Origin of the sequence: Pedobacter xixiisoli (assembly GCF_900215335.1) — a bacterium.
GTDB classification, from domain to species: domain Bacteria; phylum Bacteroidota; class Bacteroidia; order Sphingobacteriales; family Sphingobacteriaceae; genus Pedobacter; species Pedobacter xixiisoli.
The window spans coordinates 352,438-367,408 of record NZ_OCMT01000003.1 but is presented as its reverse complement, the minus strand read 5'-3'; the positions used below and the strand labels follow the sequence as shown (position 1 = coordinate 367,408).

General features: G+C 37.1%; 12 protein-coding genes and 1 tRNA gene. 6 read left to right on the top strand and 7 right to left on the bottom strand.

Features of this window, described 5'->3' with window-relative positions; translation table 11 throughout:
• Nucleotides 1-86: 86 nt before the first annotated feature.
• Together CRO54_RS13685 and tilS are read right to left on the bottom strand one after the other, a co-directional pair.
• Entirely contained in the window at nucleotides 87-569 is a 483-nt protein-coding gene (locus CRO54_RS13685; protein ID WP_097132638.1) for a hypothetical protein, read from the bottom strand.
• Entirely contained in the window at nucleotides 570-1,898 is a 1,329-nt protein-coding gene (tilS, locus tag CRO54_RS13680; RefSeq protein ID WP_097132637.1) for a tRNA lysidine(34) synthetase TilS, read from the bottom strand. It abuts the gene before it with no gap.
• Between the two features lie 116 nt (nucleotides 1,899-2,014).
• Here tilS and CRO54_RS13675 point away from each other — a divergent pair, with 116 nt between their 5' ends.
• A complete protein-coding gene (locus CRO54_RS13675; RefSeq protein ID WP_097132636.1) occupies nucleotides 2,015-4,264 on the top strand; it encodes an OstA-like protein in 2,250 nt (749 codons plus the stop codon).
• 58 nt (nucleotides 4,265-4,322) lie between these two features.
• Here the strand turns inward: CRO54_RS13675 and CRO54_RS13670 are convergent, their stop codons facing one another.
• Nucleotides 4,323-5,285: an isopenicillin N synthase family dioxygenase gene (locus CRO54_RS13670; protein WP_097132635.1), complete on the bottom strand. Its 963-nt coding sequence runs from the start codon at nucleotides 5,283-5,285 to the stop codon at nucleotides 4,323-4,325.
• A gap of 460 nt (nucleotides 5,286-5,745) precedes the next feature.
• Here CRO54_RS13670 and msrA point away from each other — a divergent pair, with 460 nt between their 5' ends.
• Both msrA and CRO54_RS13660 read left to right on the top strand, forming a co-directional pair.
• Nucleotides 5,746-6,342: a peptide-methionine (S)-S-oxide reductase MsrA gene (gene msrA / locus CRO54_RS13665; protein ID WP_097132634.1), complete on the top strand. Its 597-nt coding sequence runs from the start codon at nucleotides 5,746-5,748 to the stop codon at nucleotides 6,340-6,342.
• Nucleotides 6,343-6,410: 68 nt separating this feature from the next.
• Nucleotides 6,411-6,800: a DUF1398 domain-containing protein gene (locus CRO54_RS13660; RefSeq protein WP_097132633.1), complete on the top strand. Its 390-nt coding sequence runs from the start codon at nucleotides 6,411-6,413 to the stop codon at nucleotides 6,798-6,800.
• Nucleotides 6,801-6,880: 80 nt separating this feature from the next.
• On the opposite strand, the gene CRO54_RS13655 is transcribed toward CRO54_RS13660, so the two are convergent.
• Nucleotides 6,881-7,837: an outer membrane beta-barrel protein gene (locus CRO54_RS13655; protein WP_097132632.1), complete on the bottom strand. Its 957-nt coding sequence runs from the start codon at nucleotides 7,835-7,837 to the stop codon at nucleotides 6,881-6,883.
• 256 nt (nucleotides 7,838-8,093) lie between these two features.
• Here CRO54_RS13655 and CRO54_RS13650 point away from each other — a divergent pair, with 256 nt between their 5' ends.
• The 3 genes from CRO54_RS13650 to CRO54_RS13640 all read left to right on the top strand — a co-directional run bounded on the left by CRO54_RS13650 (nucleotide 8,094) and on the right by CRO54_RS13640 (nucleotide 12,529).
• Nucleotides 8,094-8,690 carry a TetR/AcrR family transcriptional regulator gene (locus tag CRO54_RS13650; protein WP_097132631.1) on the top strand — a complete coding sequence of 199 codons (597 nt, stop codon included), beginning with the start codon at nucleotides 8,094-8,096 and terminating at the stop codon, nucleotides 8,688-8,690.
• A gap of 7 nt (nucleotides 8,691-8,697) precedes the next feature.
• Nucleotides 8,698-9,327: an NAD(P)H-dependent oxidoreductase gene (locus CRO54_RS13645; RefSeq protein WP_097132630.1), complete on the top strand. Its 630-nt coding sequence runs from the start codon at nucleotides 8,698-8,700 to the stop codon at nucleotides 9,325-9,327.
• Between the two features lie 487 nt (nucleotides 9,328-9,814).
• Complete coding sequence (locus tag CRO54_RS13640; RefSeq protein ID WP_097132629.1) at nucleotides 9,815-12,529, top strand: Ig-like domain-containing protein; 2,715 nt, start codon at nucleotides 9,815-9,817, stop codon at nucleotides 12,527-12,529.
• A gap of 65 nt (nucleotides 12,530-12,594) precedes the next feature.
• Here the strand turns inward: CRO54_RS13640 and CRO54_RS13635 are convergent.
• The 3 genes from CRO54_RS13635 to CRO54_RS13630 form a co-directional block, all read right to left on the bottom strand.
• A tRNA-Cys gene (locus CRO54_RS13635) sits at nucleotides 12,595-12,665 on the bottom strand.
• A 223-nt stretch (nucleotides 12,666-12,888) separates the two neighbouring features.
• Nucleotides 12,889-13,050, bottom strand: coding sequence for a hypothetical protein (locus CRO54_RS21230; protein ID WP_171047914.1), 162 nt, complete (start codon nucleotides 13,048-13,050; stop codon nucleotides 12,889-12,891).
• A 166-nt stretch (nucleotides 13,051-13,216) separates the two neighbouring features.
• Nucleotides 13,217-14,950 (bottom strand): DOMON domain-containing protein, encoded by a 1,734-nt coding sequence (locus CRO54_RS13630; RefSeq protein ID WP_097132628.1) that lies wholly within the window; start codon nucleotides 14,948-14,950, stop codon nucleotides 13,217-13,219.
• Nucleotides 14,951-14,971 lie beyond the last annotated feature (21 nt).

Sequence of the window (14,971 nt, the reverse complement as noted above, 5' to 3'; positions counted from 1 at the left end):
CAAATGTTGTGTAAATATTGCTAGACGAAGATATTTATGCTAAAACAATAAGAAAAAATGGGGAATGTTCTTCACAATGAAGCACACTACGCCTTCATTTCATTTTGTAGCACTAGGTACATTTCATTAGGCCTTTGCGTACCAATGTAATATTGTAGTCCATCCCTATCGGTTAATACCACAGCATCTCTTCCTGAAGAGAAAAAACGGACAGTACCATTTTTATGAAGATTATATACGGGATTGTTGAAGAAATATCTGCTGTAAGTTTCCTTACGTATTTCTTTAATGTTGTTTAAATCGATGACTACTTTTTTAGCAGTCCATAAGCCATCTATAACTACTTTTTTGTTTTCTATAGTGGTTTTGTACTGCACCATAAACAATAGAATAATAGATACGGCAATAATACCAAAGCCTACTACCAAAAATAAATCGACGGTGTTGTCTCTATCTCTTTCGTAAACATATACCGCAAAACAGAAAGCAGCCATCACTAGACGTATACAAATACGAATGTAATCGCGACCGATGTACTGTTTCTCAATATAGGTGTATCTACCGTCCATTTATAAATTTGACAATTCGAATATAGCAACTTTTTTCGTTGTTGCACTTACTTTATATCTTTCATCTTGCCGCATTCCTACAACCCATATGAGTTGACCGTTGCCATTAATCAGTAATGGAATTTTATCTTTCTGCGGCAGAGGCACTTTTTCATCCACAAAAAAATCACTCAATTTCTTAAAAGATTTCATGCCAAGCGGTTTAAATCGGTCTCCATCCTGCCTATATCTTATCACTAACGGAAAAATCAACAAATCGGCATCTACATAAGCAAAATTTTTATCCGCTTGAAAGTTGATATTTTCCGAAACATGCAAAGACAAATTTTTATCCGATATACGCAAGCTTTCTTCTCTATGAAAATAAAGTAACTCCTCTTTGGTATCTGTCAATGGAGAAATGATAAGCTGTGCCCTATCAATAGTAAGGCGATGTGTAGCGCTATAAAATGAAGTCCCACTTTGTTTATTTAGTGACGATAAGATCTCATCGACCACTGAAGCCGTAAAATGAAATGGTTTTAAAAGTTCAAAAAACAGCAATTTTTGAGGCTGCAGGTTCATCACTTCTGCGATTTCTATTTGGATATTTCCACTTTCCTCAACAAATAAGCGCTCGCTAGTTTCCATTACCACTTTTTGTAGCAAAGCTTCGGTTTCCGCAAAGCGATGGATATTCTGTACAAAAGTTTCTTCCAGGTTGGGATTAATTTCCCGCAGGTGCGGAATAACATTGAGTCTAATTTTGTTACGGGCATATTTACTGCTTTGGTTAGAACTATCCTCTACAAAAGAAAGCCCGCTGGCATCGATAAGCTCATCGATTTCTTGTCTGGATAAAAACAACAAAGGCCTTACCAACCTACCTCGTTTTTGCAATATGCCATGCATACCACTAATTCCTGTCCCTCTTACTAAATTGAGCAATACCGTTTCTATCGCATCATTTTGATGATGAGCCACCGCAATATATTGATAGTCGTACTGTAGCCTAATTTCTTCAAACCAATCGTAACGGAGTTGCCTTGCCGCCATTTGAGTAGACATTTTGTGCTGTTCGGCAAAAGCTTTCGTATCAAAATGTGTTACATGAAAAGGCACTCCCAGCTCATCTGCCAACAACTTCACAAAGGCCTCATCCCGTTGGGCTTCATTGGCACGTAAATTAAAATTGCAATGTGCGATACTAAAATTATAGCCTGCAAGTTTAAATAGCTGTGCCATTAATACAGAATCTTTACCTCCGCTTACAGCCAACAATAAATGGTCGGCTTTATCAAAAAGCTTGTGCTGCGAAATGTAATCGATGAATTGCTGTACTGGTAACATGATTTCAAAAATAGAAAACTTAATTGCTTATTTGGCTAATTGTTAAAATTGGTTAATTGAAGATTGTCTGCCAATAACCGACAAAATAAACTGAATCTAAAATTGTAAATTTGTACGTGCAAAAGTTACACCTCTTATTTTTATTCCTCATTTGTCCATTTGTGCTATTGGCGCAAACCCGTACACAGATAAAGCTGGAGACTGCTGAAAGGGCTGATGGAAGTCCTAAAGCCAATATCACTCATCTTAAAAAACCTACATTTAGCCATGAAGGTGCAATCTTAAAATGCGACAGCGCTGTACTTTATACCGAAAGGAACTTTTTCGAGGCTTTTGGTAATGTTCATATCAACCAGGGCGATACTTTAAATATCTATTCAGATTTCCTGAATTACGATGGAAATGGCAAAAAAGCTCATTTGGATAAAAATGTAAAATTAGTAGATAGAGAAAATACACTTACTTCTAACATCCTAGATTACGACATGGTGGCTAAAATTGGCAAATACACCACTGGTGGAAAATTAGTGAATAAAGATGCGACCATAACTAGTAGAGAAGGGTTTTACTTTTCTAAAGACCGAGATGCCTATTTCAAATACAATGTATTGGTAGTAACGGCAGAAAAGGCAACTATTACTTCTGACGACCTAAGATATAACACAGGTACTAATTGGACTTATTTCTACGGGCCAACCAATATCAAAAGTAAAGAAGACAAACTTTACACCGAAAATGGCGCTTATAATACCAAAAGTGAGAATGCTTATTTCGGTAAAAATAACTTGTACACCAATGGTAGCCGCTCTTTAAAAGGTGATAGTTTATACTATTATGGCAAGCAAGGTTATGGCAAAGCGGTTAAGAATATTACATTTAGAGATACGAAAGACCAAACCACACTTTGGGGACAGCTAGGTGAATATTACAGAGCTGAGGAAAGGATAGTAGCCACCGAAAAAGCTTATGTAGCCTTCGGCACAAAAGACAGCATCATGGTGAAGGATAAAAAAATACCTGATACGCTTTGGTTAGGCGCAGATACCTTAGAAAGCCAACGTTCTTTTGTAAAGGATTTGAAGTTGTTAAACCGCCCAGTTGTAAAAAAAGACAATGAGATTGGTACCGAGGACGAAAAAGAAAAAGCAGAAAAAGACAAGGAAAAAGCAGAAGCAAGAAAACTATTAAAGCAACAAGGTGATGCGATAAAAGAAGAGAAAAAAAAGGAATCGAATCAAGGTAAAAAGCTAAGTAGGAAAGAGCGTAGGGAATTGGAAAAAAATGGAGGAAAAGTGCCAACAGATGACCCACCACCGCCTCCTGTAGATAGTTTAACTATCAACAAACTGAAACTACAACGAGATAGTATTGTTACTGATAGTCTCTTAAAATTGAAAGAAGCTATTCCATTAGTTAAGCTGGATTCTGCTAAAAATAAAATTCAGAAAGCAGCGACAGTGAAAGGAAAAACTAAAGAAGCTGTTGATGGCAAGAATGCTATTGTTAATGCGAGCACAGCTAACAAAGTCATCAAACCTTTACTAAAAGACACAATCATTACCAATCCGGCAGATACGGTTAGGGCAAGGATAATTAAGGCTTTCCACAATGTGAGAGTTTATAAAGCTAACATGCAGGCCAAAGCAGATTCATTATTTTACACTTCGGCCGATTCTACATTACGTTGGTATAAAAATCCTATCCTGTGGTCTAACGGAACCCAACAAACTGGAGACACAATAAATGTATTCTTCAAGGAAAGCAAGATTCATAATTTCCAAGTTTTGCAAAATGGATTTATCGTTAACGTAGAGGGCGATTCTACCAAGTTTAACCAGGTAAAAGGAAAAATTATCACTGGCTTTTTTGTAGAAGGCGAACTTCGAAATATGTATGTAGACGGCAATGCAGAAAGTATTTATTATAGCAAAAACAACAAAGGCGAATACGATAATGTAAACCAAACGGTGAGCAGTCGGTTAAGGTTCAAGTTTTTGGAGAAAGAACTGACTCACATTGTTACCATTCGTGAAGTTGAAGGTGCGGTAGATCCAATAGACAAACTTGCTAAAGAAGCCTTATTAACAGGCTTCATTTGGAAGCCAGAATTAAGACCAACCAGCAAGGCAGATATTATTAAGGGGATAGCAACCAAGGCAAAGCCTAAAGCAAAAACACCAGCAAAGTCACCAGCTACAAGTAATCCTAAAGGAAAAACTGCCATTAATAAGTCGATGCCTGCTAAAGCGCCAATTAAAGAAACTGCTAAAGACGTAAAGAAAACTTTAGCTAAACCAGTGGAAATGCTAAAATTGCCACCAAAGATAGTTGATACCGTTAAGGTAGATACCTTGATCAAACAGTAATAAAAAAGGCAGCTAAACTGATAGCTGCCTTTCTCATTTATCCTGCTAAATTGCAGATTTACATCTTCAATCCAATTTCTCTTAAACGTTCATCTAAGTATTCACCCGCAGTCATGTCGCTGTATGCTTTTGGATGTTCCGCATCAATGCAAGATTCTAAACTTGTCAAATCCATATTGCTACGAGGGTGCAAGAAGAAAGGCACCGAAAAACGCGAAGTTTTCATCAACTCACGAGGTGGATTTACTACTCTGTGTGTAGTAGAACGTAATTTATTGTTCGTTAAACGTTGCAACATATCTCCTACGTTCACCACAATATCAGTATGATGCGCTTTAATTGGCAACCATTCGTTGCTACGAGTTAACACTTCCAGACCATCAGCACTCGCACCAATTAACAGGGTAATTAAGTTAATATCCTCATGCGCACCAGCACGTACTGCATCGGGAGCAATAGTCTCGGGGTTTTCAATTGGAAAATAGTGGATACCTCTTAAAATTGAGTTTCCATTATGTACGTGTTTATCAAAATAATCAATCGGCAAGCCTAAATAAGTCGCAATAGCTCTTAATAAATGTTTACCATTTTCTTCTAATTTCTGATAAATCTCTCTGGTTACAGGGTTAAAATCTGAAATCTCTTCAACGATTTCATTTTCCGGATATTCATTCTTAATTGGGTCGCCATCGGTAACCGTCTGACCAATCTGCCAAAATTCTTTCAAATCAGCAGTTTTTGCACCTTTTGCAGTTTCCTTACCAGCACTAGTGTAGCCACGTTGCCCTGCTAATTCTACTTTTTCATATTTACGCTTGGTTTCAACCGGCAAAGCAAATAATGCTTTAATGTTAGCATAAAGTTTATCTATAAGCTCCTGACTAACGCCGTGATTAGTAATCGTTACGAAACCCGAGTCATTAAAAGCTTTACCAAGTTCATCAGAAAATTTCTTGCGCTGCTCTTCAGTTCCGTTTACATAAGTGTTTAAGTCTAAACACGGAATATAAGGTGTTGACATATCGTTTATTTTAATGTTCAAGTTAAATTTAGAAAAGTTATGTTAACAAACCTTATTTAAACAAAAAATATCAACATAAAAACATATAAAACAATAACTTAAGTTATTAACACATACAGATAAAACTGAACTATTACCCACAACCATAAGTACTTTTTATTCTGAAGCGCAGTTTTAGTCGCATCTATATTTCGGTAGTCCCGCTATTCGCTGCAATCTTTTTGTGGTACTACAATGTTAAATTTAACGAAAGGGTTATTGCAAAATGCTTCGACAAATTAAAGGAAGTGCTACAAAAAGTATTTCCGCTGCTATCGGGGCTAAACAGCAACAACATCTCAAATATTAACGGTTAATTCCATCGTTAGCTAATCTTTCTCAATATTAAGCCGCTTGTCATTTTTAATGGCGGGCAAAACTATTGCGACAGCTTTTACGTATAATTACATAAACACAAAAAATGAAAAGGATAATTATGACGTCTTTAATTCTCTTCTCTATACTTGGTGCAGATGCCCAAAAGCCAAAACTAGAAAAAGCAACCTTCGGAATGGGCTGTTTTTGGTGTACCGAAGCTGTATTCCAACGTTTAAATGGAGTAAGTAATGTCCGCTCTGGCTATGAAGGTGGCCATTTGGCCAACCCAACTTACGAAGATATTTGCACAGGCACCACCAACCATGCAGAAGTAATTGAAATGCAGTATGACCCTGCAAAAATCAGCTACGAAGAATTGCTTGAAATTTTCTGGAAGCTACACGACCCAACTACACTGAACAGACAAGGTGCAGACGTTGGTACGCAATATCGCTCAGTTATTTTCTATCATAACGAGCAGCAAAAAGCTACCGCCGAGAAATACAAAACGCTACTTAACAAAGAAAATGCCTTTGGCAAGCCTGTAGTTACCGCCATAGACAAAGCGCAGACTTTTTATGTAGCAGAAAACTATCATCAAGATTACTATATTAAAAATGGACAAGCTCCTTACTGCAGGGCTGTAATTTTACCAAAAATGGATAAGCTGGAAAAATTATTTAAAGCGAAGATTAAATAAGAGCTAAAAATATTTCGCATCTTGTATGGGCGAAAAATGTTTCGCCCATACATCAACCAAAAGAAGAAATGTTTACAGTAGCACAAATTGAGCAAGCTCATGACAAAGTGAAGTCGGGATCAGATTTTCCAAAGTACATTCAGGAAATTAAAGAGATGGGAGTTTTAGGCTTCGAGACTTGGGTAAAGGATAGCCATACAGTATATTTAGGGGCTAATAATTTCCGCACCTCTTCTGAAGCTCAATATGAGAACTTAGCAATCGCTGAAAAAACCAACAAGGAACAATTTTTAAAGCAATTAAAGGCTCATCAACAAGGGCAAACAGACTATTTCACTTTCTGTAAGGATTGTGCTGAAAACGGAATCGAGAAATGGGTTGTTGATTTAAGCCAAATGACCTGCATTTATTATGATAAAGCAGGTAAAGAAATTTTAGTGGAACAGATTCCTTCTTAAAAACATCTAAATAAAACATTAAGAAATTAAGATTCATTAAGGCTTAATGAATCTTAATTTCTTAATGTTTCGAAGCTTTCTTAAAAAGCCAGCTTCAAGCCCACATTCATACCTAAACCACCAATATTAATATACGATCTCAAATCATCTCCTCTTTTGTTAGGATCATAATTTGCATTACCAGGTACGTTAGAATTTTGATCAATTTTTTTATGGTAATCTGTGTAACGTTGAGCAGTTGGCAAATCGTTAATGGTTATTGGCACTTGGGTTCCTAGCAACGTTGTACCAGTACCTTCAAATTTCTTCACTTCTTTTTCCTTGCTACTTACAGATACGTTACGGTATTCGATTTCACTAAAAAAGCTAACTTTAGCACTAATAGGCACACTAAATCCAGCTGCACCTAAAAAACCGATAGTTGGTCTAGGTTCAATACGTTCTTCTCTAGTTAACTGAACAGCTCTCAAAGCAGGGTTAATTTCGCTAGCAATAGTTCCAGTTTGGTCATTCAGTGTTGTCTTGATATCCAAATAACCATAAACTGGCAATACTGCTCCAATTTTCAAATACGGCCTAAAGTTGCTGGATGTAGGCACGTGGAAGACCAATGTTGGGGTTAAATCTAATGCCTTAGCTTGTCCGCTAGAATGAACTGAGAGCAATGTGTTACCATTATTCTGATTATAACCGGTTTGACGAGCCATCGTCTGTCTTTCACTTTGGAAATAGTTGATTCCCATCTCAAAAGCTACCACTGGACTAAACCTAAATCCTCCAGTTAAGCCTGCTCTCCAGCCTTGCCCAAAAGAGCCTGTGATGGTCTCTTCAGAAAGTAGGGTTTGTGCCCCAGTTAGTGGATTGATGTTAAAAACTCGGTCTCGAGGTTGCAATTCACCTACATTTGGAAACTCCACCGGAGTAACTTTAATAAAATAACTACCTGTTGGTTTCAGGTAAAAACCTCTAACTTCTTGCGCCATAGCACCAGCGGTAGCAACCACCACCAGTACTGCTGATAATATCAATTTTTTCATCTTGCTTAAATTTGGTATCCATAAAAACAATTCGCATGCAGCTTAAAATCACAATCACCCAAGCTATGCTTGCATAAGAAATAACCCTATTTAAGATCAAATTGTTTGTCTGTTTATTTTTATTAACCACAGATGCACGAATAAAAAATATTAGCTCTCGCTAAACACTCTATCATTTTTTAGTCAAAACGTAAAATATATTTTTAGCTAACACTGTTAACTTATACTTTTGTTAACAGTGTTAACCTAATATAAAATGTTAGTTAAAAACGATAGGCAAAAGCAGAAAGAACTGACCAAGAATTCAATTCTACAGGTAGCAGAAGAAATTGTGCTGCAAGAAGGTTGGCAAGCTGTTTCTATGAGAAAAATTGCTGAAGCTATAGGCTATAGTTTGCCTGTGGTGTACAATCACTTCGAAAGCAAGGATGCTATACAGGAAGAGTTCGTGAAAAATGGCTTCAATATGCTTGCATTGGACATGCAAAGCACAAAAGAGAAATTTCAGGAACCAGAGCAACAGCTTATTCAGATGGCGTTAAGCTATTACGACTTCGCATTCCGCAATTCTGCCTATTACAAAATGATGTTCGGTCTGGGCATTCCAAGCTGTCAGAAAGCGAGAGAAATTAAAGAAATATGTAACTTCAGTAGTATACTCATCAATACCATTAGTAGTTTGATGGAAGATGCAGATGAACAACGTAAATTTCTCAAGTTTCACACGCTTTGGTCTATCCTCCACGGACTAACTTCCATCAACATGGTTAACCTAACCGCGGCTCCCGACGAAATGCAACAGCAAATACTTCTGGATGCCATACAAGGATTCATTAAAAATATCAATCGTTAAAAAAATCATGAGCTTAATTGAAGCATTAAACTGGCGTTACGCCACTAAAAAAATGAACGGCCAAGCTGTTCCTCAAGAAAAAGTAGATCAAATTTTAGAAGCTGCTCGCTTGGCACCTTCATCGTCGGGCTTGCAACCTTTCAAAGTAATTGTAATTACCGACCCTGCTTTGAAACAAGAGTTGCTACCTCACTCTTTTGCACAATCTCAAATTGTAGATGCGTCTCACGTATTGGTTTTTGCCGCTTGGGATAACTATACCGAAGAACGTATTGACGAAGTTTTTAACCGTACCAATGCAGAGCGTGGTGTGCCGGCAGAAGCTACAGCAGATTACGTAGCTCGCTTAAAAAGCATTTATTTACCAAGAGAAGCTGAAGTTAATTTTGAGCATGCAGCTCGTCAGGCTTACATTTCTTTTGGTACCGCTATTGCCGAAGCAGCTTTGTTAAAAGTTGATGCTACGCCAATGGAAGGTTTCGACAATGCCAAATACGATGAAATCTTAAAATTAAGCGAACAAGGCTTAAAAAGCGTTACCGTTTTACCTTTAGGTTACCGCGACGAAGCTAATGATTGGTTAGCAGGCTTGAAAAAAGTTCGTTCATCGAAAGAAAATTTCATTATTGAACTTTAATATTTATCCCGCAGATTTCAAATGTTAAATTCTTGAAATCTGCGGATTTTTTTTTTAGAACAGCAAATCCACTACTACTGTCAACCGGTAGCCCTGCTGTTCATTACAACTCCTCCCCTTCGCTGCGCTCTTGTACGGGGTTTCCATTTCCATCAGGTGTAGTTTACAAAATCCTTTGCCCTTAATTTTCCGTCAGCTAAAGCAGACGGCAATGAAAACCATAGCAGACATCAATTAAACGAATGCAGATTATAATGAAGCTAGAACAGCGGCAGAGAATGAGATTGAGGCCCATCGCAGCAAATAAAATCAACCTTTGCTAATGTAAAATTTTGTTAAAGTTTAGATACAATCGCCCGTCCTTAAGCAATAAACCATATATTTAACATTTTACTCGTCATTGCGAGGCACGAAGCAATCTTAATCATATTTCATCCAACCTACAGGATTGCTCCATTCCTAACAACGATGTTGAATTTGTATTAAAATGAAATTTACGAAAATCTTTTTGCTGCTTTTTTGCTTTGCCCTAACATCGGCCTATGCCCAACAAGACAGCGTTACCTTAAATAATATTCTTACTAAAACTAAGCGCCTTTCAGACGAGCAACCCTTAGAAAAAGTATATCTACACTTCGACAAACCTTACTACGCCGTTGCAGATACAGTCTGGTTTAAGGCCTACGTTACTACACAAAACAACATTCCATCGCCATTAAGCAAAATAGTTTATGTAGAAATGTACAACGCAGTAGATTCATTAGTGCAAACTGTAAAGCTACCCGTAAAAAACAGCGTGGCTTATGGCAATATGCCGCTATCAATGAACACCTTTAAGCAAGGCAATTATTACATCAGAGCTTACACATTATGGATGTTGAATTTCGACCCAGATTATTTTTTCTCTAAAAACATTTTAATTGGCGAAGCCATAGATAAACAGTTGATTACGAATGCTAATCTTACAAATAGCGTAGCAGACAAAGCCATAAAAACTACGGCTCGTATCCAATTTAAAGACACCAGTAAAAAACCATTGGCCAATAAAACAGTCAATTGGCGGGTTTTCCATAATTATGATGTTTTTGCCAGAGGCCGCGGCACAACTGACGCCAACGGTTATCTTACCATAACGGTTACAAGTAAAGCTGGCGATCCAATTAAAAAAGGAACTTTAGTAGCCGATGTAAGTATTGCTGATAAAGAATTGGCAAGTGCCAGTTTCAATATTAGACAAAATGACAACGCCATAGATTTTCAGGTATTTCCAGAAGGAGGGCAACTGATTGTAGGCATACCTAATCAGGTTGGTTTTAAAGCAGTTAAAGCTAATGGTTTGGGTAGCGATGTAAAAGGAAGCATTGTAGACGAACAAAACACCGAAGTTGGAACCTTTACTTCTTCATTTGCAGGTATCGGCAGCTTTTTCCTTTCTCCAGAAGCAGGTAAAAATTACAAATTAAAATATACCACAGGTGGGGTTTCTACAACCTTCGATTTACCTAAAGCTGTAGAGGGCATTACCTTACAGGCAAGCAATCCAGCTGTTGCTGATGTAATTAACTTGCGCATTATCGCAAGTAACGCCTTCTTTGAAGCCAACAAAGAAAAATCTTTCTTTTTAGTTGGACAGAATAGCAATACCATCGGTTACGCGGCTAAACTAAACTTAAAAAATCAAGTAATTACAGCTAAAATACCGAAACAAAATTTTCCTTCAGGCATAACACAAATCACTTTATTTGATGAAAAAAGCGAACCTATTAGCGAACGTTTGGTTTTTGTTTTACATGCTGATGCAATGAACCTAGCTTTAAAGGCAGATTTACCAACTTACAAACCTCGTCAAAAGGTTAAACTTACCTTGGATGCCAAAAGTAAAGGTCAGCCAATAGCAGGTGATTTCTCTGTAACGGTTACTGACGAGACCAAAGTTCCAGTAGATGAAAACAACGAAACTACTATTTTGAGTTCTTTGCTGCTTACTTCAGATTTGAAAGGTTACGTAGAAAAACCTAACTATTATTTCACCAAAACTGATGAGAAAAAACTTGGAGATTTAGACCGCTTACTATTGACACAAGGTTACAGAAGATTTGCTTACAAGGAAATTTTAGCAGGACGTTATCCTAAAGTTTTTTTATTGCCAGAGCAGGGAATTAGCATTTCGGGCACGTTGAGAGATTTAACGGGTATGCCAATAAGAAAGGGAATGATGAGAATGATGGTAACTGGAAAGCCAATATCTAGGGAAATCCAGACCAGCAATGTAGGTGTTTTTAACTTCAAGGATTTAGTTTTTCCAGATTCGTCGCAGGTAGTTATTTCTGCTCGCTCTAATCCTAACTATAACAACTTGATGATTATGTTAGACGGTACTCCGAGCGCTGGAAAAGGAACAAATATTCATGCTGCAGATGAAATCGAAAATATTGATACTGCCTTATCATCGTATTTAACTAACAGTCAAAAGCAATATCGCTTTATGCGCACCTTAAAAACTGTGGAAATTAAAGGAGCCGCCATTAAAAAACCTAGTCATTCAGACCATGCTGCTTTATCGGGGTTAAGCCAAATTCCAGATAGGTTTATAGATGGCAAAAATTTAGAAGGCTGTAACATGCTTTTGGAATGTTTAAAAGTGCAAGCACCAAGCTTTACTTACGAATTTAACGAACAAAAATTCTACATTACAAGAGATTACAATCAAGGTGCACGCACTCCTGCCGCTATTTTCTTGAACGGAATGTTTGTTGATGCAAATGCAATTAATACTGTTGCCGCTAACGATGTTGAGTCTATAGAAATTTTCTTAAACGACCCACTTGGTACCGTAGATAGAATGCATGGAACAAAAGGTGTAATTGTAATCAATACCAAAAAAATTCCTAAAGGAGAAAAAATATCTAAGCAAGAATTCTTGGATATGATTCCTAAAAAGTATGAGGTGAAGTATTCGCCAATGGGCTACAGTAAAGAAAGAGAATTCTACTCTCCTAAATATGCGCCAAACGCACCTGTAACTAGTAACGATTTGAGAACTACCATTTACTGGAATCCGAAGTTAATTACTGACGAGAAAGGCAACATTAGTTTTGAATTTAACAACGCCGACGGCAAAGGAAATTACAAAGCAGTAGTGGAAGGCATTGACAAGGACGGAAATGTTGGTCGTACCGTATTGAAGTATACAGTAAAATAATTCTGGTTCGGAATTGAACAAACAAAAAAGGAAAAGTTAAAACGGCTTTTCCTTTTTTGTTTTAGACGTCAAGGGCGGATTCGAACCGCCGTAAAAGGTTTTGCAGACCTGTACCTAACCACTCGGCCACATGACTATGTGTTAATAATGCTTAATAAACCGAGATGCATGCATGCACCTCGGCTTTAGGTTTAGTTAGTTAATAAGCGTAGCGGCCTAGCAATGGATTCGAACCATCATCAGAAGTTTATGAAATAGCGTTGTTTCTAAAGATAACATAGCATCGCTATTCTATATGACCTTTATAACATTTATATATAAAACTTCCACCTCCCAATCGGTCAACTGGCCAAATGTTTTTAAACTGTTTTTAGCAACAGAAAATCTTGCAATATTTCATTTTCCTCTTTCACTTCTCTAAGGCTCTCTTCCTCTGAGAAAAATTGCTGTTCATCATTTTTAAACGGACTACCATATATAGGATATTCTGCTATCAGAGGAAATTCTAAATAGATTGACATATCAAAATAATTAATGGTTAAACACTTTTGTTAATTGCTGAACTGGAACAAATGTATATAAAAAATAAAAGACTACCAAATTAGTAGTCTTTTATTTTTATTTATGTCTCTTAAATTACTCAGTTGTCAGAACCGATAGGCATAAAGTATACCAGAAAAATTACACCTAATTTTTTTGGTATACTAGAGAAACAATAGAATTTCCTCCAGAGTAATGTTTAAATCCTGTCACTGGGTAAGTTAAGCCTTCATCTGAAAATCCTTTACCATAAACCCTAAACTGATTGAAACCAGGATGCCAAAAACCAGATTCAAACAAATAGTACTTCTTCTCTCTTTTGATAATACTCCAAGTAATCGCGTATTTACTAGTACCAGCAGTGTAGTAACCTGTTCCTCCAGCGTTAATTACCAAGTCGTAAGTATAGGGTGTTGCAGTATCCACATTGGTAACCCGCCAATTCCCAACCACAGCATTTACATAAATTTGTGTAGAATCTACTTCCGCCTTAACTGTTGCGGTAATTGTCTTTTTCATGCTATTGCTACTAACGGAGGTATTTGCATAGCTGATGTCATAAGTGAACGTTTGATCTGTAGTAGCCGTAGTACTTGCCGTTAACTTAACCGTACCATCAGCTTGTTTATCAACAGCTAATTGAACCCTTGAATTGCTAATATTAGTTACGCTAATATACTTGTTGTGGATACCTCTAACCGCCGACTGAATGCTAGATTTCAAACCTGCAATTGAAATGTTAGGTTTAAATTTAGCCGGTAATTTATTTAACAAATCACCTATTTCAGTCTTGAAAGCATTGTAAGTACTTAATAAACCTTTTAGTGTGGCTCCAAGTTCAGCGTTAGTTTCGTCGTTAGTCATTAATTTTCTAAAGCTGGCGCTGGCTGTGTACACTTTAGCTTGTGCATTATTGTATACCTCAGTAGAAAAATCTCCAAATGTTAAATTTTGGTAGGGAGCGAAGGTTACCTCCATAAGTTGACCCAATATAGCTAGGTTTTGACTTAAAGACGATAATACAGCTGTAGCCATGTAGGCTAATGCTACACCTGTACCAATTGTGCCGATCAGCGGAATGGCACCAGTAACTGGCATAACAAGAATGACAGCAGTTAACTTAGCGATGTTTCTGGTTAGGGAGTAAGTAGATCGAAGCCACTGTTCAATAAGGTCACTTTGCTGTTGCTCGTAATCTTGTACACCAGTATTACTAACAGATCGACTAGATTTCAACCCTTGAGCACTTTTATTAATACTCGCTAATGAAGACTTAATTTCCTGAATCCAATCCATATTTGCTGCAATAACTTTAGCAAACACCATTTTTTCAGCAGCATTGAGCTGGTTATATTCGTTGCCATATTCTTCAAAAAGGGCTTTATATTTTTCAGCATCTGCCAATGCACTAGCTTTTACAGTAGCAGGCAATTGGTCGTTATTTGATTGGGCTTTTAGCTCGGTTATAGATTTCTCTACTCCACTAGCTATCTGATCTGCATAAACAGTTGCTTCAGAAACACTTCCCGATGCTATCACTTTTAGATTCAGTACATATTTTTGATCTTTCACAGTGAAATTTAAATCGTAGCTTCCTGCTTGTACTTCTGGAACTAAGAAATTGGCAGTATTATTTATAACCGCTATCTTTACTGATTTATCCAACAAAGTGCCATTAGTATCAAACTTATCTACCAAAATATCGGTTAGTTTCACCTGTACCAATGCTAAAGGTTTAAATCCTTCTGCATTAGCTTCTAGTTTTATCGACACATGCTCTTTGTCTTTTTCGCCACTAATCTCATCCTTATTTTTCTTACAACTCACAACAAATGCTACGATCAAAAGCAGCAGACTAAACTTTACAAATTTCCTTTCCATTATCATTATAAATTAATTTCG

Bases quoted from the DNA above. Each gene is read 5' to 3' on its own strand.
- CRO54_RS13685 (WP_097132638.1), bottom strand. From the start codon at position 569: ATGGACGGTAGATACACCTATATTGAGAAACAGTACATCGGTCGCGAT.
- tilS (WP_097132637.1), bottom strand. From the start codon at position 1,898: ATGTTACCAGTACAGCAATTCATCGATTACATTTCGCAGCACAAGCTT.
- CRO54_RS13670 (WP_097132635.1), bottom strand. From the start codon at position 5,285: ATGTCAACACCTTATATTCCGTGTTTAGACTTAAACACTTATGTAAAC.
- msrA (WP_097132634.1), top strand. From the start codon at position 5,746: ATGAAAAGGATAATTATGACGTCTTTAATTCTCTTCTCTATACTTGGT.
- CRO54_RS13660 (WP_097132633.1), top strand. From the start codon at position 6,411: ATGTTTACAGTAGCACAAATTGAGCAAGCTCATGACAAAGTGAAGTCG.
- CRO54_RS13655 (WP_097132632.1), bottom strand. From the start codon at position 7,837: ATGAAAAAATTGATATTATCAGCAGTACTGGTGGTGGTTGCTACCGCT.
- CRO54_RS13650 (WP_097132631.1), top strand. From the start codon at position 8,094: ATGTTAGTTAAAAACGATAGGCAAAAGCAGAAAGAACTGACCAAGAAT.
- CRO54_RS13645 (WP_097132630.1), top strand. From the start codon at position 8,698: ATGAGCTTAATTGAAGCATTAAACTGGCGTTACGCCACTAAAAAAATG.
- CRO54_RS13640 (WP_097132629.1), top strand. From the start codon at position 9,815: ATGAAATTTACGAAAATCTTTTTGCTGCTTTTTTGCTTTGCCCTAACA.
- CRO54_RS21230 (WP_171047914.1), bottom strand. From the start codon at position 13,050: ATGTCAATCTATTTAGAATTTCCTCTGATAGCAGAATATCCTATATAT.
- CRO54_RS13630 (WP_097132628.1), bottom strand. From the start codon at position 14,950: ATGGAAAGGAAATTTGTAAAGTTTAGTCTGCTGCTTTTGATCGTAGCA.